At 67.7% G+C, this 26,716-nt stretch carries 21 protein-coding genes and 1 pseudogene; 16 read left to right on the top strand and 6 right to left on the bottom strand.

Annotated elements, in window-relative coordinates; genetic code table 11:
* The 10 genes and pseudogenes from H3H37_RS15540 to H3H37_RS15495 form a co-directional block, all read left to right on the top strand.
* A pseudogene (locus H3H37_RS15540) lies at positions 1-263 on the top strand (type VI secretion system protein TssA); the annotation flags it as partial.
* An 88-nt stretch (positions 264-351) separates the two neighbouring features.
* Positions 352-852: a type VI secretion system contractile sheath small subunit gene (gene tssB / locus H3H37_RS15535; protein ID WP_182153339.1), complete on the top strand. Its 501-nt coding sequence runs from the start codon at positions 352-354 to the stop codon at positions 850-852.
* Positions 853-872: 20 nt separating this feature from the next.
* On the top strand, positions 873-2,366 hold the full coding sequence (tssC, locus tag H3H37_RS15530) for a type VI secretion system contractile sheath large subunit (protein WP_182164040.1): 1,494 nt from the start codon (positions 873-875) through the stop codon (positions 2,364-2,366).
* Positions 2,367-2,479: 113 nt separating this feature from the next.
* A complete protein-coding gene (locus H3H37_RS15525; protein ID WP_182164038.1) occupies positions 2,480-2,971 on the top strand; it encodes an Hcp family type VI secretion system effector in 492 nt (163 codons plus the stop codon).
* A gap of 81 nt (positions 2,972-3,052) precedes the next feature.
* Positions 3,053-3,886 (top strand): type VI secretion system accessory protein TagJ, encoded by an 834-nt coding sequence (locus H3H37_RS15520; protein WP_182164036.1) that lies wholly within the window; start codon positions 3,053-3,055, stop codon positions 3,884-3,886.
* Positions 3,879-4,382 (top strand): type VI secretion system baseplate subunit TssE, encoded by a 504-nt coding sequence (tssE, locus tag H3H37_RS15515; RefSeq protein ID WP_182164034.1) that lies wholly within the window; start codon positions 3,879-3,881, stop codon positions 4,380-4,382. The genes H3H37_RS15520 and tssE overlap by 8 nt, the downstream gene beginning before the upstream one ends.
* The gene (gene tssF / locus H3H37_RS15510; protein ID WP_182164032.1) at positions 4,379-6,265 is read left to right on the top strand and encodes a type VI secretion system baseplate subunit TssF; all 1,887 of its coding nucleotides are present in this window, start codon (positions 4,379-4,381) and stop codon (positions 6,263-6,265) included. The genes tssE and tssF overlap by 4 nt, the downstream gene beginning before the upstream one ends.
* Entirely contained in the window at positions 6,250-7,275 is a 1,026-nt protein-coding gene (tssG, locus tag H3H37_RS15505) for a type VI secretion system baseplate subunit TssG (RefSeq protein WP_182164030.1), read from the top strand. Before tssF ends, tssG begins: the two co-directional genes overlap by 16 nt.
* Before the next feature lie 9 nt (positions 7,276-7,284).
* Positions 7,285-10,008, top strand: a complete 2,724-nt coding sequence (gene tssH / locus H3H37_RS15500) for a type VI secretion system ATPase TssH (protein WP_182164028.1) — start codon at positions 7,285-7,287, stop codon at positions 10,006-10,008.
* 164 nt (positions 10,009-10,172) lie between these two features.
* Positions 10,173-11,315, top strand: coding sequence for a GGDEF domain-containing protein (locus H3H37_RS15495; protein WP_229218861.1), 1,143 nt, complete (start codon positions 10,173-10,175; stop codon positions 11,313-11,315).
* On the opposite strand, the gene H3H37_RS15490 is transcribed toward H3H37_RS15495, so the two are convergent.
* The 3 genes from H3H37_RS15490 to H3H37_RS15480 form a co-directional block, all read right to left on the bottom strand.
* Positions 11,312-12,682 carry a tetratricopeptide repeat protein gene (locus H3H37_RS15490; protein ID WP_182164026.1) on the bottom strand — a complete coding sequence of 457 codons (1,371 nt, stop codon included), beginning with the start codon at positions 12,680-12,682 and terminating at the stop codon, positions 11,312-11,314. The two genes, H3H37_RS15495 and H3H37_RS15490, sit on opposite strands and share 4 nt — an antisense overlap.
* 21 nt (positions 12,683-12,703) lie before the next feature.
* Positions 12,704-13,291, bottom strand: coding sequence for a DUF4337 domain-containing protein (locus H3H37_RS15485; protein ID WP_182164024.1), 588 nt, complete (start codon positions 13,289-13,291; stop codon positions 12,704-12,706).
* 83 nt (positions 13,292-13,374) lie between these two features.
* Positions 13,375-14,844 (bottom strand): type VI secretion system contractile sheath domain-containing protein, encoded by a 1,470-nt coding sequence (locus tag H3H37_RS15480; protein ID WP_182164022.1) that lies wholly within the window; start codon positions 14,842-14,844, stop codon positions 13,375-13,377.
* A gap of 166 nt (positions 14,845-15,010) precedes the next feature.
* Here H3H37_RS15480 and H3H37_RS15475 point away from each other — a divergent pair, with 166 nt between their 5' ends.
* The 5 genes from H3H37_RS15475 to tagF all read left to right on the top strand — a co-directional run bounded on the left by H3H37_RS15475 (position 15,011) and on the right by tagF (position 21,257).
* On the top strand, positions 15,011-15,400 hold the full coding sequence (locus H3H37_RS15475) for a DUF4280 domain-containing protein (protein ID WP_182164020.1): 390 nt from the start codon (positions 15,011-15,013) through the stop codon (positions 15,398-15,400).
* Between the two features lie 70 nt (positions 15,401-15,470).
* The gene (locus H3H37_RS15470) at positions 15,471-17,417 is read left to right on the top strand and encodes a type VI secretion system Vgr family protein (RefSeq protein ID WP_182164018.1); all 1,947 of its coding nucleotides are present in this window, start codon (positions 15,471-15,473) and stop codon (positions 17,415-17,417) included.
* Positions 17,418-17,445: 28 nt separating this feature from the next.
* A complete protein-coding gene (gene tagH, locus H3H37_RS15465) occupies positions 17,446-19,146 on the top strand; it encodes a type VI secretion system-associated FHA domain protein TagH (RefSeq protein ID WP_182164016.1) in 1,701 nt (566 codons plus the stop codon).
* 32 nt (positions 19,147-19,178) lie between these two features.
* Positions 19,179-20,510 (top strand): type VI secretion system baseplate subunit TssK, encoded by a 1,332-nt coding sequence (gene tssK, locus H3H37_RS15460; RefSeq protein ID WP_182164014.1) that lies wholly within the window; start codon positions 19,179-19,181, stop codon positions 20,508-20,510.
* Positions 20,511-20,522: 12 nt separating this feature from the next.
* Complete coding sequence (gene tagF, locus H3H37_RS15455) at positions 20,523-21,257, top strand: type VI secretion system-associated protein TagF (protein WP_182164012.1); 735 nt, start codon at positions 20,523-20,525, stop codon at positions 21,255-21,257.
* On the opposite strand, the gene H3H37_RS15450 is transcribed toward tagF, so the two are convergent.
* Positions 21,241-22,113, bottom strand: a complete 873-nt coding sequence (locus H3H37_RS15450) for a PP2C family protein-serine/threonine phosphatase (RefSeq protein ID WP_220456450.1) — start codon at positions 22,111-22,113, stop codon at positions 21,241-21,243. The two genes, tagF and H3H37_RS15450, sit on opposite strands and share 17 nt — an antisense overlap.
* 125 nt (positions 22,114-22,238) lie before the next feature.
* On the opposite strand from H3H37_RS15450, the gene H3H37_RS15445 reads away from it, so the two are divergent.
* On the top strand, positions 22,239-24,962 hold the full coding sequence (locus tag H3H37_RS15445) for a serine/threonine protein kinase (protein WP_182164008.1): 2,724 nt from the start codon (positions 22,239-22,241) through the stop codon (positions 24,960-24,962).
* Between the two features lie 25 nt (positions 24,963-24,987).
* Here H3H37_RS15445 and H3H37_RS15440 read toward each other — a convergent pair whose 3' ends face one another.
* Entirely contained in the window at positions 24,988-25,662 is a 675-nt protein-coding gene (locus H3H37_RS15440) for a hypothetical protein (RefSeq protein WP_182164006.1), read from the bottom strand.
* Positions 25,659-26,711 (bottom strand): ABC transporter substrate-binding protein, encoded by a 1,053-nt coding sequence (locus H3H37_RS15435; protein ID WP_182164004.1) that lies wholly within the window; start codon positions 26,709-26,711, stop codon positions 25,659-25,661. The genes H3H37_RS15440 and H3H37_RS15435 overlap by 4 nt, the downstream gene beginning before the upstream one ends.
* Positions 26,712-26,716: the final 5 nt, after the last annotated feature.

Raw genomic sequence — 26,716 nt, 5'->3', positions numbered from 1 at the left:
CGGCCGATGGCGCGCCCCGTGCCGCCGCCGCGCCGGCCGCCATCAGCGGCGAGATCACCAGCCGCGCCGATGTCGTGCGCATGCTCGACAAAATCATCAAATACTACGCCCAGAACGAGCCGGCCAGCCCGGTGCCGTTGCTGCTGGGCCGCGCCAGGCGGCTGGTGCCCAAGAATTTCTTCGAAGTGCTGGAAGACCTGGCGCCCGACGGCATTGCCCAGTTGCTGGTGGTGAGCGGGCCGCGCGATACACCGGAATCGTAGCAGGAGGGCAGGTGGCCGGCGCCCGCTGCGGCGCCGGCACAGTTGGTTAGCAATGCGGGCAGTGTTTATCAACGTGGAGGAGTCTATCGTGGGCAAAGAAAGTAGCCAGAAATTCATCGCGCGCAACCGCGCGCCGCGCGTGCAGATCGAATACGACGTCGAGGTCTACGGCGCCGAAAAAGCCGTGCAACTGCCCTTCGTGATGGGCGTATTGGCCGACCTGTCGGGCCAGCCGGCCGATCCGCTGGCGCCGGTGGCGGACCGCAAGTTCCTCGAAATCGACGTCGACAACTTCGACGAGCGCCTCAAGTCCATGAAGCCGCGGGTGGCCGTGCAGGTGCCCAACACGCTCACGGGCGAGGGCAACCTGAGCGTGGACATGACGTTCGAGAGCATGGACGACTTCACCCCGGCCGCCATCGCGCGCAAGGTCGGCTCGCTCAACAAGCTGCTGGAGGCGCGCGGCCAGCTGTCCAACCTGCTCACTTACATGGACGGCAAGACCGGGGCCGAGGAACTGATCGCCAAGCTGCTGGCCGAACCGACCTTGATGCAGGCCCTGACGGCCGCGCCCAAGCCCCAAGAATAAAGACCACGAGGAGGAACAACATGGCTGAGACTACAGCGGAATTGCAGCAAGGCGCGACCGGCACGCTCGAAATGAGCGATTTCAGCAGCCTGCTGCAGAAGGAATTCAAACCCCAATCGGACAAAGCCAAGGAGGCGGTGGAAAACGCCGTGCGCACCCTGGCCGAACAGGCGCTGGTGGGGGCCAACGTGGTGTCGGGCGACGTGCTGGGCACCATCGAAAGCCTGATCGCGCAACTGGACAAGAAGCTCACCGAGCAGATCAACCTGATCCTGCACACGCCCGAGTTCCAGCAGCTCGAAGGGGCGTGGCGCGGCTTGCACTACCTCGTCAACAACACGGAAACGGACGAGATGCTCAAGATCCGCGTGATGAACATCTCCAAGAACGACCTGGGCAAGACGCTCAAGAAGTACAAGGGCACGGCCTGGGACCAGAGCCCGATCTTCAAGAAGATGTACGAGGAAGAGTACGGCCAGTTCGGCGGCGAACCGTTCGGCTCCATCGTGGCCGACTACTATTTCGACAACACGGCGCCCGACGTCGAGCTGCTGTCGTCGATGGCCAAGGTGGCCGCCGCCGCCCACGCGCCGTTCATCTCGGCCGCCGCGCCCTCCGTGATGCTGATGGAGTCGTGGCAGGAGCTGTCCAACCCGCGCGACCTGACCAAGATCTTCCAGACCCCGGAGCACGCCGCCTGGCGCTCGTTCCGCGAGTCCGAGGATGCGCGCTACGTGGGCCTGGCCATGCCGCGCTTCCTGGCGCGCCAGCCCTACGGCGCCAAGACCGACCCGGTCGAGGCCTTCGACTTCGAGGAGGACACCTCGGCCCCCGGCAGCAAGAACTACACGTGGGCCAACGCGGCCTACGCCATGGCCGTCAACATCAACCGCTCGTTCAAGGAATACGGCTGGTGCTCGCGCATCCGCGGCATCGAGTCCGGCGGCGCCGTCGAGGGCCTGCCGGTGCACAGCTTCCCGACCGATGACGGCGGCGTGGCCATGCAGTGCCCGACCGAGATCGCCATCTCCGACCGCCGCGAGGCCGAGCTGGCGGCCAACGGCTTCATGCCGCTGGTGCACAAGAAGAACACGGACTTCGCCGCCTTCATCGGCGCCCAGTCGCTGCACAAGCCGGCCGAATACGACGATCCGGACGCCACCGCCAACGCCAACCTGGCAGCGCGCCTGCCTTATTTGTTCGCCACCTGCCGCTTCGCGCACTACCTCAAGTGCATCGTGCGCGACAAGATCGGCTCGTTCAAGGGCCGCGACGAGATGGAGCGCTGGCTCAGCAACTGGATCAACAAGTACGTGGACGGCGACCCGGCCAACTCCAGCGAAGGCACCAAGGCCCGCAAGCCGCTGGCGGCGGCCGAGGTGCAGCTGGAGGAGGTCGAGGGCAATCCGGGCTATTACACCTCCAAGTTCTTCCTGCGGCCCCACTATCAGCTCGAAGGGCTGACGGTGTCGCTGCGGCTGGTGTCCAAGCTGCCGTCCGGTAAAGGCGCCTGACGCCGTATCACGCCGCACCATCTTCATCGCAGGCAGTCGCGCCGGGCGGTTCGCCGCCCGGCATTGTCAGTTCCAACCCGTGCCGGCCACGCCGGCCATACAAGGAGAGCAAAATGGCTGTAGACATGTTCCTCAATTTAGGCGCCACCATCAAAGGCGAAACCAAGGATTCGGCCCAGAAGGAAGCGGGCGACATCGACGTGCTGGCCTGGAGCTGGGGCGCCAGCAATTCCGGTTCCTTCCACATGGGTGGCGGCGGCGGCGCCGGCAAGGCCAACTTCCAGGACATCTCGATCACCAAGTACCTGGACAAGGCCTCGCCCGCGCTGCTGAGCGCACTGGCCAAGGGCTCCCACATCCCCACGGCCAAGCTGCTGGTGCGTAAGGCCGGCGAGGGCCAGCAGAAATACCTGGAGATCACGCTCACCAACGTGCTGGTGACGTCCGTGTCCACCGGCGGCAGCGGCGGCGAGGACCGGCTGACGGAGAACATCTCGCTCAACTTCGCGGAAGTGAAATTCGAGTACTTCCTGCAGAACGAGAAGGGCGTGACGGCGTCCGGCGGCGAGTTCCACTACGATATCGCCGGCAACATCACCAAGTAAAAGACGGTTGCGCGGGGGCGGCAGCGCCGGCCCCGTTCCCGCGACAGACCGCATCGCCACGGGCCGGGGGAGAGCACGGATATGGATGCGCAACAGCTGATCGCCGAGGGCAAGCTCGACGCCGCGCTGGCGGCCTTGCAGGACCAGGTGCGCAAGGACGCATCGAACGCGAAGTACCGGATTTTCCTGTTCCAGCTGCTGGCCGTGATGGGCCAGTGGAACCGCGCGCTGACGCAGTTGAACGTGGCCGCCGAGCTGGATGCGGCCGCGCTGCCGATGGCGCAAACCTACCGCGAGGCCATCCAGTGCGAGGCCCTGCGCGGCGAGATTTTCGCCGGCAAGCGGGCGCCGCTCGTGTTTGGCGAGCCGCCCGCCTGGCTGGCGCTGCTGATCGAGGCGCTGCGGCTCGATGGCGAAGGCCAGTACCAGCGCGCCGCCGATGCCCGCGCGCGCGCCTTCGAGGACGCGCCGGCCGGCGCCGGCGCCATCAACGGCGCCCCGTTTGCCTGGCTGGCCGACGCCGACCAGCGCCTGGGCCCCGTGCTCGAAGCCATTGTCAATGGCCGCTACTTCTGGATTCCGTTCCAGCGCATCAGCCGCATCGAATGCGACGCGCCGGCTGACCTGCGCGACGCCGTGTGGACGCCGGCCCGCTTCACCTGGGCCAATGGCGCGTCGACCGTCGGCCTGATTCCGACCCGCTACGTCGATACCCGCGCCGGCGCCGACGATGCATTGCTGCTGGCGCGGCGCACCGAGTGGGCCGAACAGGGCCCGCTGTGCGGCTACGGCCTGGGCCAGCGCCTGCTGGCCACCGACGCCGGCGAATACGCGCTGATGGACGTGCGCACCATCGCCTTCGAGGGCAATGACGAGGGCGGAAGCCAGGGCCAGGCGGACGGCGAGCATGGCTGAACTGGCGCCCCGTGAACGCTTGCAGCCCTCGCTGCTGGATCGCCTGACGGACGATGAACCCGACAAGACGGTCGAGTCGCGCGAGCGGCGCGTGCTGTCCGTGCGCACGCTGCGCGAGAGCGTGCTGCGCGACCTGGGCTGGCTGCTCAACGCGACCAACCTGTTTTCCGTGACGGAGGGCGGCGGCCTGCCGCACGTGGCCAGCTCCGTCGTCAACTACGGCATGCCCGACATTTCCGGCCTGTCCGTCGCCGGCCTGAACCTGTCCGACCTGGAGCGCGGCATCCGCCAGGCCATCTGGGACTTCGAGCCGCGCCTGCTGCGCGCCTCGGTGGTGGTGCGCGCCAACGCCTCGCAGTCCAGCACCAACAAGGTGATGTTTGAGATTGAAGCCGACATGTGGGCCCAGCCCTACCCGGAACGGCTGTACCTGAAGACCGAACTGGACCTGGACCGGGCCGCCATCCGCCTCAGCGAAATGGGAGCGCCGCGATGAATCCCCGTTTCCTGCGTTACTACAGCCAGGAGCTGCAGCACCTGCGCGAGGTGGGCGGCGAGTTCGCGCGCGAGTATCCGAAGGTGGCCGGGCGGCTGGGCCTGGAAGGCTTTGAATGTGCCGACCCCTACGTGGAGCGGCTGCTGGAGGGCTTCAGCTTCCTCACGGCGCGCGTGCAGATGAAGCTGGACGCGGAATTCCCGCGCTTCACCCAGCACCTTTCGGAGCTGGTCTATCCCCACTTCCTGGCGCCCACGCCGTCGATGACGGTGGTGCAGTTGCAGCCCGATCTGAGCAATCCCAGTCTCAAGCAAGGCTTCCTGGTCCCGCGCGGCAGCGCCCTGCGCAGCGTGCTGGGCAAGGGCGACACCACGGCCTGCGAATACCGCACCGGGCATGACGTGACGCTGTGGCCGGTGGAACTGGCCGAAGCCAAGTTCTACACCCACAGCGGGGTGCAGGCCGGCAGCGAGCTGCAATTGCCGGCCGCCGTCAAGGCCGGGCTGCGGCTGCGGTTGCGCACCAGCGGCGGCGTGCCGTTCGAGGAACTGGCCATGGACAGCCTGGTGCTGCACCTGCGCGGCAGCGACGACATGCCGGTGCGGATCTACGAAAAGCTGCTGGCCTGCGTGGAGGGGGTGCTGGTGCAACCGCCGCAGGCGCAGCGCGGGGCGGGGCGTACCCACACGCTGCTGCCCAAGTCCGTGCTGGCGCCGATGGGGTTCAGCGAGGACGAGGCGCTGCTCCCCACGGGCAAGCGCACCTTCCAGGGCTACCGGCTGCTGCAGGAGTATTTCGCCTTCCCGCAGCGCTTCCAGTTCCTGCGGCTGCAAGGCTTGCGCCAGGCCCTGGCGCGTTGCGGCGGCGAGGAGTGCGAAGTAGTGATCCTGTTGAACCGGGCCGACCCGCACCTGGAGCAGGTGCTCGACGCGTCCAACTTCGCGCTCAACTGCACGCCCGCCGTGAATCTGTTCCTGCGCCGGGCCGACCGCATCAACGTCTCGGGCGAGCAGCTGGAGCACCACGTGCTGGTGGACCGCACCCGCCCCATGGATTACGAGGTCTACCAGATCGAGGAGGTGACGGGCTACGGCACCGGGCCGGAGGCGGAGCAGACCTTCCGCGCCTTCTACACGGCGCGCGACATCGGCAGCCTGCACCAGGACCGCGCCTTCTACCAGGTGCGGCGCGAACAGCGCACGATCTCGCAGCGCCAGCGTCGCGTGGGGCCGCGCTCCAGCTACATCGGCAGCGAGATGTACCTCACCATCGTGGACGCTGCCGAGGCGCCGTACCGCAGCGACCTGCGCCAGCTCGGCCTGTCCGTGTGGTGCACCAACCGCGACCTGCCGCTGTCGATGCCGATCGGGGTCGGCAAGACCGACTTCATCCTCGATTCCGGCGCGCCCGTGACGGCCGTGCGCTGCGTGGCCGGCCCCAGCGCGCCCCATCCGTCGTTCGCCGAGGGCAGCGTGACGTGGCGCCTGCTCAACCACCTGTCGCTCAACTACCTGTCGCTGGCCGACAGCGATCCGCAGCAGGGCGCCGTGGCGCTGCGCGAGATGCTGGCGCTGTATTGCCACGCGGGCGACCTCAATGCCCAGCGCCAGGTCGAGGGCGTGCGCTCCATCACCACCACGCCGGTCACGCGGCGCATGCCGTCGCCCGGCCCCATCACCTTCGGGCGCGGCCTGCAGGTCACCGTGACGCTGGACGACGCGGCCTTCGAAGGCACGGGCGCCTTCCTGCTGGGCGCGGTGCTCAGCCACTTCTTCGGGCAGTACGTGTCCATCAACTCGTTCACCGAGACCGTCGTCAGGACGCTGGCGCGCGGTGACATCATGCGCTGGCCGGCGGCGGGGGGCGTATGCGCGATCCTGTAGCGGTCGAACTGCAGCTGGAGGCCCATTCGGCCCGCATGGATTTCTTCCAGGTGCTGCGGCTGATCGAGGCGGCCCACCCGGAGCAGCCGCGCATCGGCACCTCGCTGCGCCCGCGCGACGACGCCGTGCGCTTCGGCCAGGACCCGTCGCTGTGCTTCCATCCGACCGCGCTGGGGCGCTTCACGCGCGCCAGCGGCGAGGCGCGGGCGCGGCTGGCCGTCAATTTCTTCGGCCTGCTGGGCGCCAACGGCCCGCTGCCGCTGCACCTGACCGAATACACGCGCGACCGCCTGCGCAACGGCGGCGACGGCACCTTGCTCGCTTTTCTCGATGTATTCCACCACCGCCTGCTGTCCTTGTTCTACCGGGCCAGGGCACAGGCCGAACCGGCGCTCAACCTGGACCGGCCGGAGACGGACCGCTTTGCTGAATTCGTGGGCAGCCTGTTTGGCATCGGCGCCCCGGGCCTGCGCGAGCGCGATGCCGTGGGCGACTTCGCCAAGCTCCATTTCGCCGGCCTGCTGGCCAACAACGCGCGGCCGGCGTCGGGGCTGGTGTCGATTTTGCGCGAATATTTCCGGCTGCCGGTGCGGGTCGAGCAGTTCGTGGGCCACTGGATGCGTTTGCCGCCGGAGGTGCAGTCGCGCCTGGGCGGGCCGGGCGGGCTCGGTGAAGGCAACCGGCTGGGCGTGTCCACGGTCCTGGGCAGCAAGGTGTGGGACAGCCAGAACAAGTTCCGCATCGTGATCGGGCCGTTGAATTACACGGACTACCGGCGCATGCTGCCCGGCGGCGACAGCATGAAGCGGCTGCTGGCATGGGTACGCAATTACGTGGGCGGCGCACTGGACTGGGACGTGCGCCTGATCCTGGACAAGGGCGACATTCCGCCCCTGCGGCTGGGTGGTGGCGAGGCGGGCGCGCGATTGGGCTGGAGTACCTGGCCCATGAGCGGGCCGGCCACGCGCGATCCGGACGATCTGCTCATCAACCCCAGTGCCTACCTATAGGACATCATCATGGCAGAAATCAGTCGCGTTGCCCTGTTCGGCAAACTCAATCCCCTGTGCTACCGGGCCATTGAAAGCAGCACCGTGTTCTGTAAGCTGCGTGGCAATCCCTATGTGGAACTGGCGCACTGGGTCCATCAGATATTGCAGCTGCAGGATTCGGACCTGGCGCGCATCATCCGCCAGTACGAGCTGGACCCGGCGGGCCTGGCGCGCGACCTGACGGCGGCGCTGGACCGGCTGCCGCGCGGCTCGACCTCCGTCACCGACCTGTCGTCGCAACTGGAGGAAGCGGTGGAGCGGGCCTGGGTCTACAGCACCCTCATGTTCGGCGAATCGCAGATCCGTTCCGGCCACCTGGTGGTGGGCATGCTCAAGACGGCCAGCCTGCGCAACGCGCTGTATGGCCTGTCGCGCCAGTTCGAGCGGGTCAAGGTGGAGGACTTGTGCGAGCGCTTCGGCACCTTGCTCAAGGAATCGCCCGAGGCCATCATGGGCGCCACGGACGGCTTCCAGGCGTCCGGCGAGGCCGGGGCGGCGCCCGGTGAAGCGTCCGGCGCCATCGCGCCGGCGGCCATGGGCAAGCAGGAGGCGCTGAAGAAATTCACGGTCGACCTGACGGCCCAGGCGCGCGGCGGCAAGATGGACCCCATCGTCGGGCGCGACGACGAGATCCGCCAGGTGGTCGATATCCTGATGCGGCGACGCCAGAACAATCCCATCCTGGTGGGCGAGGCCGGCGTGGGCAAGACGGCCGTGGTGGAAGGCTTCGCCCAGCGCATCGCGCGCGGCGACGTGCCGCCCAGCCTGAAGGAGGTGCAGTTGCTGGCGCTGGATGTGGGCCTGCTGCAGGCCGGGGCCAGCATGAAGGGCGAATTCGAGCAGCGGCTGCGCTCCGTGATCGATGAAGTGCAGGGCAGCCCCAAGCCCATCATCCTGTTCATCGACGAGACCCACACGCTGGTGGGTGCGGGCGGCGCGGCCGGCACCGGCGACGCGGCCAACCTGCTCAAGCCGGCGCTGGCGCGCGGCACGCTGCGCACCATCGGCGCCACCACCTTCGCCGAATACAAGAAGCATATCGAGAAGGACCCGGCGCTGACGCGGCGCTTCCAGACCGTGCAGGTCGATGAGCCGGGCGAGGAACGGGCCATCCTGATGATGCGCGGCGTGGCCTCCACCATGGAGGCGCACCACAAGGTGCAGATCCTGGACGAGGCGCTGGAGGCGGCCGTCAAACTGTCGCACCGCTACATCCCGGCCCGCCAGTTGCCCGACAAGTCGGTGAGCCTGCTGGACACGGCCTGCGCCCGCGTGGCCGTGAGTCTGCACGCGACGCCGGCCGAGGTGGACGACTGCCGCAAGCGCATCGAGGCGCTGGAGACGGAACTGGGCATCATCGCCCGTGAAAAGGCGATCGGCGTCGATATCGGCAAGCGCGAGGCGGAAGCCCACGTGCTGCTCGACAGCGAACAGGCGCGCCTGACGGCGCTGGAGGAGCGCTGGAACGCGGAGCGCCAGCTGGTCGACCAGTTGCTGGCCCTGCGCGCGCGCCTGCGCGACGGCGTGCATCCGGTGGAAGGCACGGGCAGCCAGCTGGAGGAGGCGGCCGAAGCGGTGGCCCCGGTGCTGGACCCGGCCGAGCGCGCGGCCCTGATGGAGCAGCTGCACGCGGTGCAGAACCAGCTGACAGAACTGCAGGGCGAGACGCCGCTGATCCTGCCCACCGTCGATTACCAGGCCGTGGCGGCCGTGGTGGGCGACTGGACCGGCATCCCTGTCGGCCGTATGGCCCGCAACGAGATGGAGACGGTGCTCAAGGTGGCCGATCTGCTGGGCCAGCGCGTGATCGGCCAGGACCACGCGATGGAGATGATCGCCAAGCGTATCCAGACCTCGCGCGCGGGGCTGGACAACCCCAGCAAGCCGATCGGCGTGTTCATGCTGGCCGGGACCTCCGGCGTCGGCAAGACGGAGACGGCGCTGGCGCTGGCCGAGGCCTTGTATGGCGGGGAGCAGAATCTGATTACCATCAACATGAGCGAATTCCAGGAGGCGCACACGGTGTCCACGCTCAAGGGCGCGCCACCTGGATACGTGGGCTACGGCGAGGGCGGCGTGCTGACCGAGGCCGTGCGGCGCAAACCGTATTCCGTGGTGCTGCTCGACGAGGTGGAGAAAGCCCACCCGGACGTGCACGAGATGTTCTTCCAGGTGTTCGACAAGGGCTTCATGGAGGATGGCGAGGGCCGCTTCATCGACTTCAAGAACACGCTGATCATCCTCACCACCAACGCCGGCACGGACCTGATCGCGGGCCTGTGCAAGGACCCGGACCTGATGCCCGACCCGGAAGGCATGGCCAAGGCCCTGCGCGAGCCGATGCTCAAGGTGTTCCCGCCGGCGCTGCTGGGGCGGCTGGTGACGATTCCTTACTATCCGCTGTCGGACCAGATGCTGGGGCGGATCGTGCGCCTGCAGCTGGACCGCATCAAGAAGCGGGTCGAGGCGCGCTACAAGATCCCGTTCGAGTACAGCGACGACGTGGTCAAACTGGTGGTGTCGCGTTGCACCGAAGGCGAATCGGGCGGGCGCATGATCGACGCCATCCTCACCAACACCATGCTGCCCGATATCAGCCGCGCCTTCCTGACGCGCATGATGGAGGGCGGCCAGATCGAACGGGTGCAGGTGACGGCGCCGGATGGGGAATTCGCCTACGCCTTCGAGTAGGGCACCAGACCGCGCCACATGATTGTGGCGTACCTCCGTGCCGCAGAAAGAGGCTCCCCCGGGGAGCCTCTTTTTTCGCCCGGCCCCGTGGCATTTTGTGACGGCGCGACAGGTGCGGCGATTGCCACTGCCACGCCGCTGCGTTACATTGACAGCAAGCGCCCATGGGATACAACGTGCTCAATTACGACACGCTCTTGCTGGTCCAGATCTGCATCACCGTGCTGACGACGGTGCTGTTGGCCATGGCCGCCCTGTATTCGGAGGGCGCCAACGAGCAGCGCTGGTGGGCCCTGGGCAACGTGGTGTCATCCGTCGGCTTGGCCATGAGCAGCCTCGAAAGCGGGCCGGCCGTGCTGCACGCGGTGCTGGGCTACGGGGTGCTGGCGCTGGGCATGGGGCTGGTGTTGCGCGGCCTGCGCCAGTTCTGTGACGCGACCCTGGGCTGGCGCTGGATAGGCGCCATCGTGGCCGGCGCCTTGCTTTCTGCGCTCTTCTTTACCTACGTGGTGCCCAGCGCGAACTGGCGCCTGAGCGCGACCGGCTTCTACTTTGCGCTGATGAACTTCCTGTGCGCTGCCACGCTGGCGCGGCAGGCGGACTGGCGCGCCGTGAGCGCCGCCGTCGCCGGCTTCGTCACGCTGGGACTGGCGCTGGGCGTGCGCGGCGTCTACCTGCTGCAACACGGGCAGGACGAGCAGCGCGCGTTGCTGGTGCAGGGCGTGGTGATGCTGATCGTGCCGCTGGCCCAGGTCAGCATCGCCTTTGGCCTGATCCTGATGGTGATGCGGCGCTACGCCGAACGCTTGCGCAACCTGTCGTGGGTCGACAGCCTGACCGGGGCGCTGAACCGCGCGGGCCTGGAGGCGCAGGGGCGGCGCGTGGCCCAGCGTACCTTGCGGGCCGGCCGCAGCCTGTCCGTGATCATGCTCGACGCCGACCATTTCAAGGACATCAACGATACCTGGGGCCATCCGGTCGGCGACGCCGTGCTGCGCCACCTGACGCGCCAGATCAAGGCGGAACTGCGGCCGCTCGATCTGCTGGCCCGGTACGGCGGCGAGGAGTTCGTGATGCTGCTCGATGGCGTCAACCGGGACGACGCGCTGCGCGTGGCCGAGCGGCTGCGGGCCAGGGTCGAGGCGGAGCCGGTGGAGGTGGCCGGCCATACCGTGCGCTACACGGCCAGTATGGGCGTGGTGTGCTCCGACCAGCATGGCTACGATATGTTGGAACTGATCGTGGCCGGCGACGCGGCCATGTATGCGGCCAAGCGGGCCGGCCGCAACCGGGTGATGGCCGGTTAGCCGGCGGTTTCCGTAGCCGGCGCGCGCGCCGCCACCAGCAGGCCCGCCACGGGTTTGCCCGCTTCCAGCCGCAGCGTCACCGGATCGAGTGCCGTCAGTGTCAAGCCGGCCGCTTCCAGCGCTGCGCGCACGTGCCGCTCCGTATGGCTGTAGCGGCCGTGCCCGTGCAAACGGTAACCTTCCGGCGTGTCGTCGTCCGAGCCTTGTTCGACGGTGAACACCAGCAGCCCGCCGGCCCGCAATGCCAGCCGTGCCGCCGCCAGCACTTCCTGCAGGGCGCCGAAATAGCACAAGGTGTCGGCCGAGACGATCAGGTCGTAGGCGGCCGGATGCTGGGCGAGCCAGGCCGTCAGCTCGGCCTCGTCCAGGGTGTCGTAATCGCCGCGCAGGGCGGCCTTCTCCAGCATGGCCCCGGCCAGGTCGACGCCATGCAGCACGCGCGCATAAGGGCGCAGCAGCGGGCCGCACAGGCCAGTGCCGCAGCCGGCGTCGAGCACGTCCAGCTGGCGCGCCGGCGCGTCGGCCTGGGCGGCCACCAGTTGCGCGCACAGGGCCGGGGCGCGGTATTCCAGCCGCGCCAGCACCTGGTCGAAACTGTCGGCGAAGCGGTTGAAGGTGGTCTGCACGAACGCGTCGGAGGCGCGCGCCGGTGCGCTGGCGCCTTGGCAGGCGGCCACCATGTGGGCCACCACCGGATTGTCCGGCTCCCGTTCCTGCCAGCGGCGGTAGACTTCCAGCGCTTCGGCGTCGCGCCCGTAGGCCACCAGCGCGCGGCCCAGGCTGTGCAGCATACGGCCGTCGTCCGGCTTGAGCAGGATGGCTTCCCGGTAGGCGCTCAGGGCTTCCTCCTGCGCGCCGGTCTTCTTCAGGACGTGGCCCAGATTGGTCCAGGCCTCCACAAAGCCGGGCGCCAGCGCCACGGCTTGCCGGTAGGCGGCGATGGCTTCATCATGGCGGCCCTGTTCCTTGAGCACGACGCCCAGGTTGTTGTGGGCCTGGGCGAAATCGGGGCGCGCGTCGATCACCTTGCGATAGGACAGTTCGGCGTCTGCATAGTGTCCGCACTCCTTTTGCACGTTGCCCAGGTTGTTGCGCGCATCCACGTAGTCGGGCGCCAGCTCCAGCGCGCGGGCGATCAGGCGCAGCGCGTCGTCGCGTTGGCCCAGTTGGTGCTGGGTCACGCCCAGGTAGTGCAGCGCGTCCACATGGCCCGGCGCCACCTGCAGGATGGCGCGGTAGTGGCGCGCGGCCAGCCCCGGTTGGCCGCGCCGGTGCACCGTCATGGCCAGCTGGAAGGCGTCGGCCAGGCTGATTTGCTGCGATGGCCGGCGCGAGTGACGGGGCGTGGGGCGGGACGACTTGGGCATGCGGGCTCCTGGAAAGGGTGGCTAGGACAGCAGGGCGATCAGGCCGTTGGGGTGGATGGGCCAGCCGGCCAGGCCGGCAAGCCCCATCAGCACGCCGAAGCCGGTGGGCACCAGTGCGGCGAGATACAGGCCGCGCTGCTGCGTGAGGGCGGTGATGGCGAGCAGCGAGATGGCGATGGCCAGCAGGGTGTCGGACAGGTCGAACTGGTCGTCGCGGAAGTTGAGGGCGTCGTAGTCCTTCTGGTCCTGTTCGGCCGACGCCTTGGCCTCGGCCTTTTTGGTGGACTGTTCGGTCGCCAGCGTCTGGTATTGCGTGATGGCGTCCTGGTAGCCCGCCTGCTCGGCGGCCGGGCGGCCCACGGCGGCCAGCTTGAGCTGGGTGACCGTGGCGCGCGCCACTTCCTCGCGCAGGTTGCGGGCCTGGTAGTAGTTCCAGTGGTCGACCCGGTTGGCCTGGGCTTGCTGCATGGCCTGGTTGATGTTGTCGTCCTTGACCTTGCAGATGCCCATGAAGGTGGCCAGCAGCGCCACCGTGATGGCGACGGCGGCATTGAGCTTGCCGGCGGCCGGGGTGTCCTTCTGGGAGTCGACGATATCCAATGGTTCCATGTGTTGTCCGGTTGCGCAAAAAGCGGCTACGGTAGCATGTCCCGTGGCGGCCGGTGGCGTGGCATGGTGCGATTTTTTGTAACTTATCTTTGCCAGGGCCCGCACAGCGCCTGCGGCGGCTGCGCCAACGACTGGCAGCGTTGGAAGCGGGCCGCGTTGCGGTCGCGCAGGCTACGCAGTGGCATCAGGCCCAGGCGCAGCACGGCTTCCGCCGCGCGGTCGGACAGCCAGGTTTCGGCGCAGGCCTGCATGTGCGCTTCGCCATCGCGCCGGAAGGTGTGGGCTGGCAGGTCGTCCAGTTCGAGCTGGCCGCCCGGGTCCATGTCCCAGCCTTCGGCGTTGAACGCCTGGCCCAGCAGCAGGGCCAGGCCGAACGCGGCATTGCCCCACAGGTAGTGGTCGTGATCGAGCTGGCCGTCCGCCTCTTCGAAATTGAAGTGGTCGATGCGGTCCGTCAGTTTGCCGTAGGGCAGGCGCAGCAGCATGCGGGGCACCGCCAGCGCCAGCCAGCCGGCGTGCGGGCTGGCGCGCAATGCCTGCCACCGTTCGCTGGCCGCCGCTTCCGGCGCGGTCCAGTCGTCCGGATCGGGCGTGCTGGCCAGTTGGGCGCATCCGAGCACGCTGTCGTGGGCGCCGGCCAGCAGCGGCGCGCCGGCCTGGCTGGCCAGGGCGGCCAGCGCCGACAGCGATTGCACGTCTTCCTCGCCGGCGTCGAAGCGGTAATCGCCGACCAGGATGGACCAGGGCGCGCCATCGGGCGACTGGCGCGGCCGCTCCACCAGCAGCTGATACAGGGCGCTCTGCTGGAGCTGGGCGCCGGCGGACTTCAGGTCGGCCGCCAGTTCGTCCTTGCTGATATCGACCAGGTACAGTTCCAGCCCGCTGTCCAGCTCCAGTTCCGTGACCAGCTTGTGGACGCTGCGCCATGCCGCTTCCAGCCGCTGGAACGCGGGCGTGTGGAGCAGTTCGCGCATGCGCGCGCCGATCACGCTGTCGGCCGCCGCCAGGTAGCTGGACTGGCGGGTATCGGTGCCGGGCACCGCGCCCACCAGTGCCTTGACCAGGGCGTCGATGTCGCTTCGGGGCGCGGCGGGACGGACGGCGCCACCGAGCAGGCTGGCGAAATCACCACCATCGGCCTGCGCGGGCGCGGGCGCGGGGGAGGGGGCCGGCGTGGTTGGGGCCTGCATCTGGGCGGCGGCCGCTGCGAAACTGGTGGGGCAACTGAGGCGCTGGCGCTGGTTGCGCAGCGGCTGGAAGGTCTCGGCTTGCTGGTATAACTGGTCGGGATGGAAGTCGTCCAGGCAGGTGAAGCGCACGGTGGCGGGCGCACCGTCCAGCGTCAGGTCCAGGGCGGGCGCGCAGCGGGCCATCACCTGGTCGAAATGATCGAGGTCGAGACGGTGGATCGGGCGCCGGGCCAGGGGCGTATCGGGCGCACGGCCGGAAAAGTCGCCCAGCACCAGCAAACGCATGGGCTGGCCCGGCGCCACCGGTTCCGCATCGTGCTCGGGCAATTCAAGCTGGAATTCGAAGATCAGTGATCCTGCCATGTCAGCCTCCTCAAGTACATCGTCCTGGTGTCGGCTCGCGTCGTGCGTGCGCCACGCGCGGCCTGGCTTTCGTACGCCAGCTTACCCTAAAAGCTTTCCTTTCTTACAGTTTTATCGGTCATAATAGACCACAGAAATTCGCCCGCAGCAACAACCGGAGGATGCGATGCCCAATCAAGTGTCGATGGGAGCGATGATGACCTGTACCTTCGGGGCGGCGCCGTCGTCGTTGGTGGTGTTGCCCACAAACAAGGTGCTGGCCGAAGGGCCGCCGGCGGCCAACATCATGGACCATATCCCGCTGGTCAACATCATGCCGTTTGGCGTGTGCAGTTCGCTGGCCAATCCCACCGTGGCCGCCGCCACGGCCGCCGCGTTGGGGGTGCTCACGCCCATGCCCTGCATTCCGGCTACGGCCGCCCCGTGGGTGGCGGGCGCGCCGACCGTGTTGATCGCCAATATGCCGGCGCTCGACAACGTCTCTCAGTGCATGTGCAACTGGGGCGGCGTGATCACATTCAGCAACCCCGGCACCACCAAGACCATGATACCCTGAGCCGACCCGGCTTCGACCCCGACCACCACCACGAAGATTCCGACTCCACTCCCCAGCCAGAGACGCCGCCATGCCGATCACCCAAGCCAACCGCGAAGTGGATGTGAGTACTGAACTGGGCGCCGATGTGCTGTTGTTCGACCGCATGAGCGGCACGGAGCAGCTGGGCCGCCTGTCCGAATACCGGGTGCAGCTGCTCAGCACCCGGTCCGACATCAAGATCGCCGACGTGCTGGGCAAGCCGATGGGGATACACCTGGACCTGCCGGCCGGCGGCAAGCGCCATTTCGGCGGCGTGGTGACGCGCTTCGCCAGTTGCGGCTGGCACGGCTCCATGTGCCGTTACGAGGCCGTGGTCCATCCCTGGCTATGGCTGCTGACGCGCTCCTCGAACTGCCGCATCTTCCAGGACAAGTCGGTGGTCGACATCGTCAAGGCCGTGTGCGGTGACGCGGCCTACGGTGGTCTGGTGGAACTGGACGCGGGTTCGCTGAGCGGCACCTACGAGGCGCTGCCTTACTGCGTGCAGTACCGCGAGACGGACTTCCAGTTTGTGTGCCGGTTGTTGGAAACGGCTGGTATCTATTTCTACTTCAAGCACGAGGAAAGCAAGCACACCATGGTGCTGGCCGATTCCTACGGCGCCCATGCGACCATCCCCGGCTATGAAACGGTGGAGTATTCGGGCGAGACTGCACGGCGCATCATCGACCAGGAAGCCGTGTATGGCTGGGAGGCCGCCGGCACCATCCAGTCCAGCAGCTATGAGCTCAATGATTTCGACTTCGAGAAGACCGCTTCCAGCAACAGCGGCGGCTTGCGCGTGAAGTCCACCATCGCGGCCGCCTTTTCGCAGGCGGCCTACGAGATGTACGATTATCCGGGCGGCTACACGGTGGCCAGCAATGGCACGGCGCTGGCGCGCGGGCGCATGGAGGCGCTGCACGGGCAGTGCGAGGAGATCGTCGCCGATACCAATGCGCGCGGCCTGTACCCGGGCGGGCTGTTCGCGCTCAAGGAGCATCCGCGCAGCGACCTCAATCGCGAGTACCTGGTCACCTCGGCCCGCTACGAACTGGTGGGCGACGACTACAGCACGGGCGGCAGCACGCCGGCCGACATGCAATGCCAGTTCACAGCCATCGGCAAGGAGCACAGCTACCGCGCGCCGCAGTACTACGACAAGCCCGTGGTGCGGGGACCGCAGACGGCGATGGTGGTGGGTAAATCGGGCGAGGAGATCTGGACCGACAAGTATGGCCGCGTCAAGCTGCAGTTCCACTGGGACCGCGACGGCAAGGAGGACGAGAACAGTTCGTGCTGGGTGCGCGTGGCGCAGGGCTGGGCCGGGAAGGGCTGGGGCGCCATGTTCTTGCCGCGCATCGGCATGGAGGTGATCGTCAGTTTCCTGGAGGGCGACCCGGACCGGCCGCTGGTGACCGGCTGCGTCTACAACAGCGACGCCATGCCGCCGTATGAACTGCCGGCCAACCAGACCCAGTCCACCATCAAGAGCAACAGCTCCAAGGGCGGCGGCGGTTTCAATGAGATCCGCTTTGAGGACAAGAAGGATTCGGAAGAGATCTTCATTCAGGCCGAGAAGGACTTCAACCGGGTAGTGAAGAACAACGACACGCTCAAGGTGGGCTTCGAGAAGGCCGACAAGGGCGACCAGACCATCTCCATCAAGAACGACCAGAGCCTGGAAGTGGGCGGTAACCAGACCGTGAAGATCACGGGCGACCAGAAGCTGGAGGTGAAGGGCAACCAGACCGAGGACATCACGGGCGACCAGAAGGTGACCGTCTCCAAGACCATCGTAATCGAAGCCACCACCTCGATCGAACTGAAGGTCGGCAGCAGCAGCATCAAGATCGAACCGGCCAAGATCACTGTCAAGTCGCCTGAGATCATGGTCGAATCGGATGCCAACACCACCATCAAGGCGGGCGCCATGATGCAGATAAAATCGGGCGCCATCATGACCATCGAAGGCGCGCTGGTGAAGATTAACTGAGGATTAACTGAGCAAGACGATCAAGCCGATGCCACTGACCCTGCGGATCCAGACCTACCAAAAGCAAGCGCCGGCGCTGCCCGTCGCGCGCACCTTCGACCGGCTGGGCGGCACCATCGGCCGCGCCGCCGGCAACGACCTGGAATTGCCGGACCCGGGCAAGTACATCTCCCGCAACCACAGCAAGGTCGATTACGTCGATGGCCATTTCGTGCTGACCGATATGGGCAGCAATCCGACCTGGGTCAACGACGCGCCGGTAGGGCTGGGCAAAAGCGTGCGCCTGCGCCAGGGCGACGTGCTGCTGATCGGCGACTACGTGCTGGTGGCCGAAGTGGATGAAAGCGCGCCGCCCGCCATTCCCGTGTTCCAGCCCGAGACCTCCGATGCCTTGCCGTTCCAGGCGCAGCCGGCGGCGCCCGGCGCGCGCGCACCGGCCTTTGGCGACGAGCCGTGGCACGACACGCTGGCCGGCGCGCGGATACTGGAGGCGACGGGCAGCTTCGATCCCATCGTGGCGCCGTCGGCCGATGACCCGCTGGGCCTGAATATCCAGCATGGCGGCCGTAGCAGGGCCGCCAATCTGCCCGCATCGGCATTCCGGGGCTCGGAGCCGGACCACGTGGCGCCCCAGTTCGTGCCCATGCCGGGTGTGATGGTGCCGGCACCCGCGCCCGTCGCCGCGCCGGCCGCGCCCGTCCCGCCGCCGGTGGCGCTGATCCCGGAAGATTTCGACCCGCTGGCATCGTTCGTTCCGCCCCGCGTGGCGGTGGAGACGGAGACGGTGTATGCACCGCCACCCGTGGTTGTGCCGGCGGCGCCAATGGCACTCGCACCCGCGCCCGTTACGGTGCAGGTGCAGGTGCCGATGCAGGAAGCGGTGGAAGTGCACGTCCACGTCCAGGCGCCGCCAATGGCTGTCGACCCCGTTTCAAATACGCTATCCGCGTCTGTCGAACCTGCGCCGGCTGCAACTGCGCCTCTACTGATGCCGGTTGAGGCGCAGCCGGTGTACGCCGCCCCCGCGCCGATCGCTGCGACCGCACCCACACACGCGCAAGCACCCACGCAAGCGCCCACGCCCGCGGCATTTGCACCAGCGGATCCTGTGGCCGCCTCCACCGCTCCCGCCGGTGCGGACCAGCAGGTATTGCAGGCGTTGCTGCGCGGCCTCGGTGTGCCCGACATCACGCCATCGCGGGCGGCGGCCGAGACGGCCGAACTGGTGGGCGCCATGCTGCGCGAGGCCATGTCCGGCACCATGGCCGTGCTGCTGGCGCGCGCCATGACCAAGCGCGAATCGCGGCTGGAGGTGACGGTGCTGGGTGCGCAGGCCAACAATCCACTCAAATTCTTCCCCGATGCCGATATGGCGCTGACCCAGATGCTGGCCGGCTCCGTGGGCGGCTACATGCCGCCTGTGAAAGCCGTCGCCAGCGCTTTCGATGATCTCAAGTCGCACGAGCTGGCCGTGATTGCCGGCATGCGGGCGGCGCTGGCGGGCGTGCTGGCGCGCTTCGACCCGGCCCGCGTGGAGGCGACCATGGAGCCGGCCGGGGTGATGGACAAGATGATGAGCGCCAGCCGCAAGGCCCGCATGTGGGACCGCATGGTCGAGCAGTACGGCGCCATAACGCGCGAGGCGGATGACGACTTCCAGCGCCTGTTCGGCGACAAATTCGCCGCCGCGTACGAGGAACAGATAGCAAGGCTGCAGCACAAGAACTGAACCACCCGAACAATTTGCCGAAGCGAGACGCCATGTCATGGAACCGTAAAGTCATCTGGTCCGAAGGGATGCTGCTGCAGCCGCAGCATCTGCAGCAGCACGACCGTTATCTGCAAACCCAGCTCGAAGCGCGCGTGGCGCGGCTGCGGCCCTACGCCTGGGGCTTCTCCTCGCTGCGCATCGACGAGCAGCAGCTGGCGCTGGGTAAGCTGGCCCTGTTGTCCTGCCACGCCGTGCTGCCGGACGGGACGCCGTTCACGCTGCCGGCCGACGACGACCTGCCGCTGCCGCTCGACATTCCCGAGGATGCGCGCAACGTGATGGTGGTGCTGGCGCTGCCCGTGCGCCGGCCGGGCATCGCTGAGACGGGCAACAGCCCCGCGCCCGACAACTACGCCCGCTACGGCACGGTGGACCACGAGGCGTGGGACAGCAACGGCATCGACAACAGCGCGCTGATGCAAGTGGGCCGGCTGCGCCTGCGGCTGGCGCTGGAGCCGGAAGTGGCCAACGCCTACGCCTGCCTTGGCGTGGCGCGCGTGATCGAGCGCCGGCCCGACAACCGTCTGGTGCTGGACCCGGAATACTGCCCGCCATGCCTGGACTTGCGGGTGGCGGCGCGGTTGGGCGCATTCGCTGATGAGCTGGTGGGCCTGCTGCACCAACGCGGCGACGCGCTGGGCAACCGCCTGTCGCAGCCCGGCGCGGCCGGCGCGGCGGAAATCGCGGACTTCCTGCTGCTGCAACTGATCAACCGCAGCGAACCGCTGTTCGGCCATCTGGCCACGATGACGGGACTGCACCCGGAGGACTTCTTCCGCGAGGCCGTGCAACTGGCCGGGGAACTGGCCACCTTCAGTCCCGTCAACAAACGCGCGCAGCAGTATCCCGTCTACCGCCACGATCAGTTGCGCGAAAGCTTCCAGCCTGTGATCGACGATTTGCGCGAGGCGCTGTCGATGGTGCTCGACACCCACGCCGTCCCCATCCCGCTGGAGGAGCGCCAGTTCGGCATCCGCGTGGCCGTGCTGCGCGACCCGGAACTGGTGAAGTCGTCCACCTTCGTGCTGGTGGTGAATGCCCAGGTGCCGCCGGAGACCATACGTTCCACCTTCCCGCGCCAGGTCAAGATCGGGTCGGTGGAGAAGATCCGCGACCTGGTCAATCTGCAGCTGCCCGGCATTGCGCTGCGACCGCTGCCCGTGGCGCCGCGCCAGTTGCCGTTCCACGCAGGCTTCACCTATTTTGAATTGGACCGCAACAGCGAATACTGGCAGCAGCTCTCCACGTCGGCCGGATTTGCCATGCACGTGGCGGGTGAATTCCCGGGCTTGCAGATGGAGTTCTGGGCGATCCGTAAATAACGGGGCATGGCCATGGATGATGTGACTGCCGCCGCCGGGGCCCAGCTTCCCGCTACGTTCAGCACCACGGCCGGATTCTTCGGCAAGGTGGTCTCGAACGGTGATTTCGTGTCGCGCCGGCTGCCGCCGGCGCTGGTGGGCTTGTGGGATGCGTGGTTGCAGGCGGGATTGCAGGCCAGCCGCGAACAGTTGGGTACCCGCTGGCTCGACGTCTACCTGACCAGCCCCGTGTGGCGCTTTGCCCTTGCGCCCGGCGCCTGCGATGACCATGCTTGGGCCGGGGTGCTGATGCCCAGCGTGGACCGGGTGGGGCGCCATTTTCCGCTGACCATCGCGGCCGGGGCGCCCGGCGGGGCGGCCCTGCTGGACTGGCTGACCACGGGCCAGGACTGGTACGCGCAGGCCGAGGCGCTGGCCCTGTCGACGCTGCAGGAGGGCTTCGTGTTTGAGCGTTTCGACAACGCCGTGCAGGCACTGGCGCCATTACCGGACGCGCCGCTGGCCGGTCAGCTGGCCGGTGCGCAGGGGAGCGCCGCCTGGCGCCTTGATGTCGCTTCGTTTGACGCGCTGGCCGCGCTGGCGCCGCAGATCGCGGCGGCCGCATTGCGCGGCCATAGCCTGTGGTGGACGGAGGGTTCGGCGGAAGTGGCGCCTTCACTGCTGATGTGCCGGGGCTTGCCCTCGCCGGAGCAGTTTGGCGGCATGCTGGCCGGGATCTGGCCCGACCCCGTCAGCCCGTGCACTTGACCAGCAAGGCCGTGATGTTGTCGCGGCTGCCGTCACGCTTGGCCATCTCCACCAGCGCGGCGCAGCAGGCGTCCAGGTTGTCGGCGGTGGCGCTGGCCAGGATGGTTTCAATGCTGCCCGGCGCCGATTCGCCATACAGGCCGTCGCTGCACAGCAGATAGACATCGCCCGGCATCATCACCTGCGACTGCAGTTCTGGCACCAGTTCCGGCGCCGGTCCCAGCGCTTGCAGCAGCAGGTTGCGCGGCGGGAGCAGCGCCTGGGCGCCTGCGTCCAGCGCTTGTTGGTACAGGGTCTGGTCGCGCGTCAGTTGTTCCATGCGGCCCTGGCGGAAACGGTACAGGCGGCTGTCGCCGACGTGGAAGATGAACATGGGGCCATCGGGCGGCAGTTGCCACAGGCCCGTCAGGGTGGTGCCCATGCCGCTGCCGTCGGCGCGGTCGTTGGCCAGGTTGGTCTGGTACATGCGGTTGTTGGCGTATTCCACCGCATCGTGCAGCGTGATCATGGCCTTCATGGCGGCGTCGGACCAGGTCGCGTCCGGGTCGGCCAGGGCCGGATCGAACGGCGTGGCGCGGAACATGGGCACCGTGGTTTCGCTGCCCGGCGGCGTGGCCGGCGCGTTGTGGGCGGCGCGCACGAAGTTGTAGACCAGGTTGAGCGCGTCGGCGCTGGCGATCTCGCCGCCGTTGTGGCCGCCCATGCCGTCGGCCACCATCACCAGGCCCAGGTCGGGCGCGATGAAGAAATTGTCCTGGTTCGATTCGCGCACAGTGCCGATGTCGGTCAGGCCGAACGCCACGCCGAAATCGAGGTGGTGCGGCACGGATGGCGATAATTGTTTCCAGTTATCCAAGGTGTCTCCTGGCCAGAAAAAAGCGCAACCGCGAAGATGACTTTTCGCCAATGGGGAAGTATCCCATGCTAGCATGAGCCATGCATTAGTTCGATGTATATTCCCCAAAAAAAATGTGGAGTCGCATGGACCGTAGTGACGATCGTCCCCAGCCTGATGATGCCAGCGGCGATGCCGGCGGCGCCGCGCGCGAGGCCGAGCTGGCGCGCCGGGTGGTAGCGCTGGAGACGGTGGTGACGCTTGAGCGGCGGTTGCGCGAAGTCCACGCGGAGGCGGCCCGTAGCGCCCAAAGCCAGTTGGCGGCGCTGGAGGCGCAGCTGGGCGGCGGCGCAGCCCAGCCGCTGCGCGATGAGCAAGTTACCAGGCTGGCTTCCGTTGAGCCGGGAGACGATGATGCGACCCGCATCGCGCCCGCCGCGTCGATTACGCCTGCCGATGACGTGACCCACGTGCCGCACGCCGCGCCGGTCGCGCCAGCCGATGATGCCACTCGCGTCGCCACATCTGCGCCTGCCGATGACGCCACCCGCGTCGCTGCCAGTGCGCCGGGAGCAGGATCTAGCATGTCGTTGGCGGCAACGCGCAGCGTCACCGATGCTGGCGTCCCGTCCATCGCGCCCTCGGCGCCGCCGCGCAGCGTGCTGCCGGCCGCGCCGCCGCCGGCCCGCGCCGCGCCGGGCGAAGAACTGCCGCTGGCGCTCAGTCCCGGTTTCCAGCTATTCGAGTACCGCATCGACGCCGTGCTGGGGCAGGGCGGTTTTGGCATCACCTACCTGGCCACGGACGTCAACCTGAACGCCAAGGTGGCGATCAAGGAATACCTGCCCGGTGACTATGCCACGCGCGCGTCGGACCATTCCGTGTCGCCGCGCTGGGCCGAGGACAACGATTTCTACCTGAGCGGGCTGGAAAGCTTCCTGGTCGAGGCGCGCACGCTGGCCACGTTCCGCCATCCGAATATCGTGCGGGTGGCGCGCTTTTTCGAAGCCCATCGCACCGCCTACATGGTGCTCGAATACGAGCGGGGCAAGCCGCTCAAGCAGTGGTGGGAAAAGCGCAAGGCGATGCCCGAAGCGCAGTTGCTGTCATTGCTGCACCCGCTGTTCGATGGACTGGCGCTGGTGCACGAATCGGGTTATCTGCATCGCGACATCAAGCCCGATAACATCTACGTGCGTAAGGAGGACGGCAGCCTGGTGCTGCTCGACTTTGGGGCCGCGCGCCAGACGGCCGGCGGCGCGCAGGCGGCGGCCGACGTGGTCACGCCCGGCTATGCTCCGCCGGAACAGTACGAGGGCGGTCCGCAGGGGCCGTGGACCGACATCTATGCGCTGGGCGCGACGCTATACTGGATGGCCACCGGCACCAAGCCGCCGCCAGCGCCGGAACGCCAGCACGGGGTCGCGCACTACGTGCCCGCGCGCGAGGCGGCTGCGGGCCGCTACAGCGACGCCTTCCTGGCGGCGATCGACCAGGCGCTGATGCTCGATCCCGCGCAGCGCCCGCAAACGGTGGCCGACTTCGCTCATGGCCTGTTCTCGGCCCACGCCGGCAGCCTGGGATTGCAGGATGCGCTGCGGGTGGGGGAGCTGGAGGCGCAGCGGCGCCTGTCCAAAGGCATGCGCAGGCTGGGCCGCGCCGTGTGGCGGCCCGCTTCCTGGCCGCTGGGCGTGAAGCTGACGCTGGCGCTGGTGCTGGCCGCGCTGCTGCCGATGACCATCACGGCCTATTACAACCTTCGGGCCAGCGTGGCCACGGTGTCGGCCAGCGAATTGCGCAACCTGGAAAGCCTGGCCCGGAGCACGGCCGGGCGGGTGGCGCAACTGCTGGGCGACAGCCGCCATCTCGCCGCCTACCTGTCCACCGATCCCGTCTTCATCCAGTACCTGCGGGCACCTGCGGCGGCGGGGCGCGACGCCGTGCACGCGCGGCTGGTCAGCGTGGTCAAATCCAATCCCGACGTGCACCTGATGTTCCTCATGAATGCGAAGGGCGACGCGCTGGTGTCCAGCGAGCCCGGTGTGGCGGGCCTCAACTTCAAGTTCCGCGAGTACTTCCAGCAGGCGATGCGGGGCCATCCCTTCATGACGGGCGTGATCGTGGGCTCCACGGAAGGCAAACCCGGCGTCTACTATGCCTATCCCGTGTTCGACGCGCGTCATGCCGTGATCGGCGTGGTCGTGTTGCGTATCAAGGGCTCGACCATCGCGACCATCCTGGATCAGGTGCGGGCCAAGAGCTCGCGGCAGCCGCTCATGATCGACGGCGACGGGGTGCTGGTGCAGTATCACGACGACCGCATGCTGTACCGCAGCCTGATGCCGCTGTCCGGCGAGACGCTGGGACGCATCGTGGCCGACCAGCGGTTCCGGCGCCAGCGCATCGAGAGCCTCGACATGCCGACGCTGGCGCATGCCATGGTCGGCACGCGTAACACTGGCAGCATCCGCTACCATTCCACGCTGACGGGCGTGGATGAATACGCCGGCTACGCTCCCGTGGCCGGGCATGACTGGGTGGTGGGCGTGACGGAATCGCGCGCCCGTTTCGAAGCGCCGTTGCGGCACCTGTTCGACAATGTGCTCTACAGCGTGGCCGTGGTGGGACTGGTGTTCCTGTTGCTGGCGCTGTGGTTCGCGCGCGGCATCGTGCGCCCGGTGAAGCGCTTGACGGCTGCCGCCAATGCGCTCAAGGAAGGCGATTATGAACGTGCCAATATCCAGGTCAAGGTGACGGCGGATGACGAGATCGGCCAGTTGGCCCGTACCTTCAACGTGATGATCGATGTGCTGCGCCAACGTGAGCGTGAGCAGCGGCGCGGGGGACTGGGGCGTCGTCGCAACCAGTGAACGTCAAGCCGACATCAGGCGAACATCAGGCGATGGGCTGTGCTTCGCCATAGCTGATATGCCAGGCCTTGGCGGCGTCTTGCTGGCAACCGTAGCCGCGCAGGCCGCCGGCCAGGGCCGACTGGTGGCCGGCGTGGTCTGCGGCCGGCACCTGGCGCGTCAGCCGCCATTCCTTTTGTGGCCGCAGCAGGTCGCGCGCCATCAGCAGCCGGGGCAGGCCGCCATAGACGGTGGCGTAACCGTGCACCGCATAGCCTTGCAGCAGCAGGCCGCGCAGGCTGCGCATGTTTTCCGGCGCCACGGTGGCCAACACCAGTGTGCGGCCCAGCGACCGTGCCAGTTCGCCGCGCGCGTCGATGGCGGCCTGGTGCAGGTTGTGGCCGCGCCACGGTGGCAGCGAGGCCGCGCCATCCAGCACGCAGGCGCGCGCGCGGTCGGCCGGCGCCAGCGCAAGCAGCTCCGCCAGGTGCGCGACCGTCTCGGACCGCATTCCCAGCACGCCATAGGCCACCAGCTGGTCGCCGATGAAGCAGCCCAGTATCCGGCCCAGTGCCTGGATGTGCTGCTCAAAATGGCCCGGCTGGTCCGGCCGCACCATGCCGACCGGCGTGGCAGCGAACACCTGGGCGTGCAGTGCCCAGGCGATGCGGGCCTCCTCCTGGCGCAATGGCCGCCAGCGGAACGGGCTGTCTTGGTTCATCGCAGCAGCTCCCCGTAGTTGATGACCTTCAGCGGCGGGTACAACTGGAGCTGGTCGGCCACCGCCATATTGACGAGGTAGGAAAAGCGGGCCAGCGTTTCGATCGGAATGGCGGCCGGCGCCATGTGGTGCACAAGGATCTGCGCCGCCTTGTGGGCGGTCAGCCGTCCCACGCTGTCGTAGCCCGATACCAGTCCGAACAAGGCTTTGCCATCGCGCAGATAGACTTCCGTGGCGGCGAAGGTCGGCAGGCGATGGGCCAGCGCGGCGGCCGTCAGCGCCTTGCGGTTGGCGGCCAGGAAGCTGTCCGGGCCGATGTAGAGTAGCTGCGTGCCGGTGCGGGCAAGGCCGGCCACCAATTCGGGCAGCGCGACCGCGTCGGGCTGGCCCTTGGCGTCCAGCGGTACTGGCTTCTCGAGCAGCCGCAGGCCGTTGGCGGCGGCCATGGCGCGCCACTCGGCCACGTTCTGCACCGAATTGGGTTCGGCCGGATTGTAGATCACGGCGATCCGCTCAAAGCGGCGGTAGGCGCGGATGGCGCTCAGTTGCTGCTGCAAGGGCACCACGTGGCAGGCCCCTGTCAGGTTGCGGCCCGACGAGGCGAGCGAGGTGACCAGCCCCGAACCGAGCGGGGAGGCCACCATCGTGAACACGACGGGAATATCCGTCACGTGGACGGCGGGATCGACGGCGCCGGCCCGTCCGGCTACGGCCAAGGTGATGGGCGTGCCCCAGGTGTAGATCAGGTCCGCGTGCAGCGTGCGGGCTTCGGCCACCAGCTGCGGCACCTTGCCGATATCCTGGGCCACGTCGCGCACGACCAGTTCTACGTCGATATCGTTGACCGCGAAGTAGTCGCGGAAGCCTTGTTCGACGGCACTCTGGCCCCGGTAGAGCATCATGTAGATGCGGTACGGGCGCGGCTTGGCCCGTAGCACCGGGCAGGCCAGCCAGGCGCCGGCGGCGCAGGTGACGTGGGCGGCGCGTAACAAGGCGCGCCGGCGCGGCGGCGTAACAGCCATGCCAGCCATGTTAGCCGTGTCAGTCATGTTAG

This window comes from Rugamonas brunnea, assembly GCF_014042345.1.
Taxonomy (GTDB): Bacteria; Pseudomonadota; Gammaproteobacteria; order Burkholderiales; family Burkholderiaceae_D; genus Rugamonas; species Rugamonas brunnea.
Note: the sequence above shows the minus strand (reverse complement) of the source record. Positions and strands in the feature narration are given on the sequence as shown.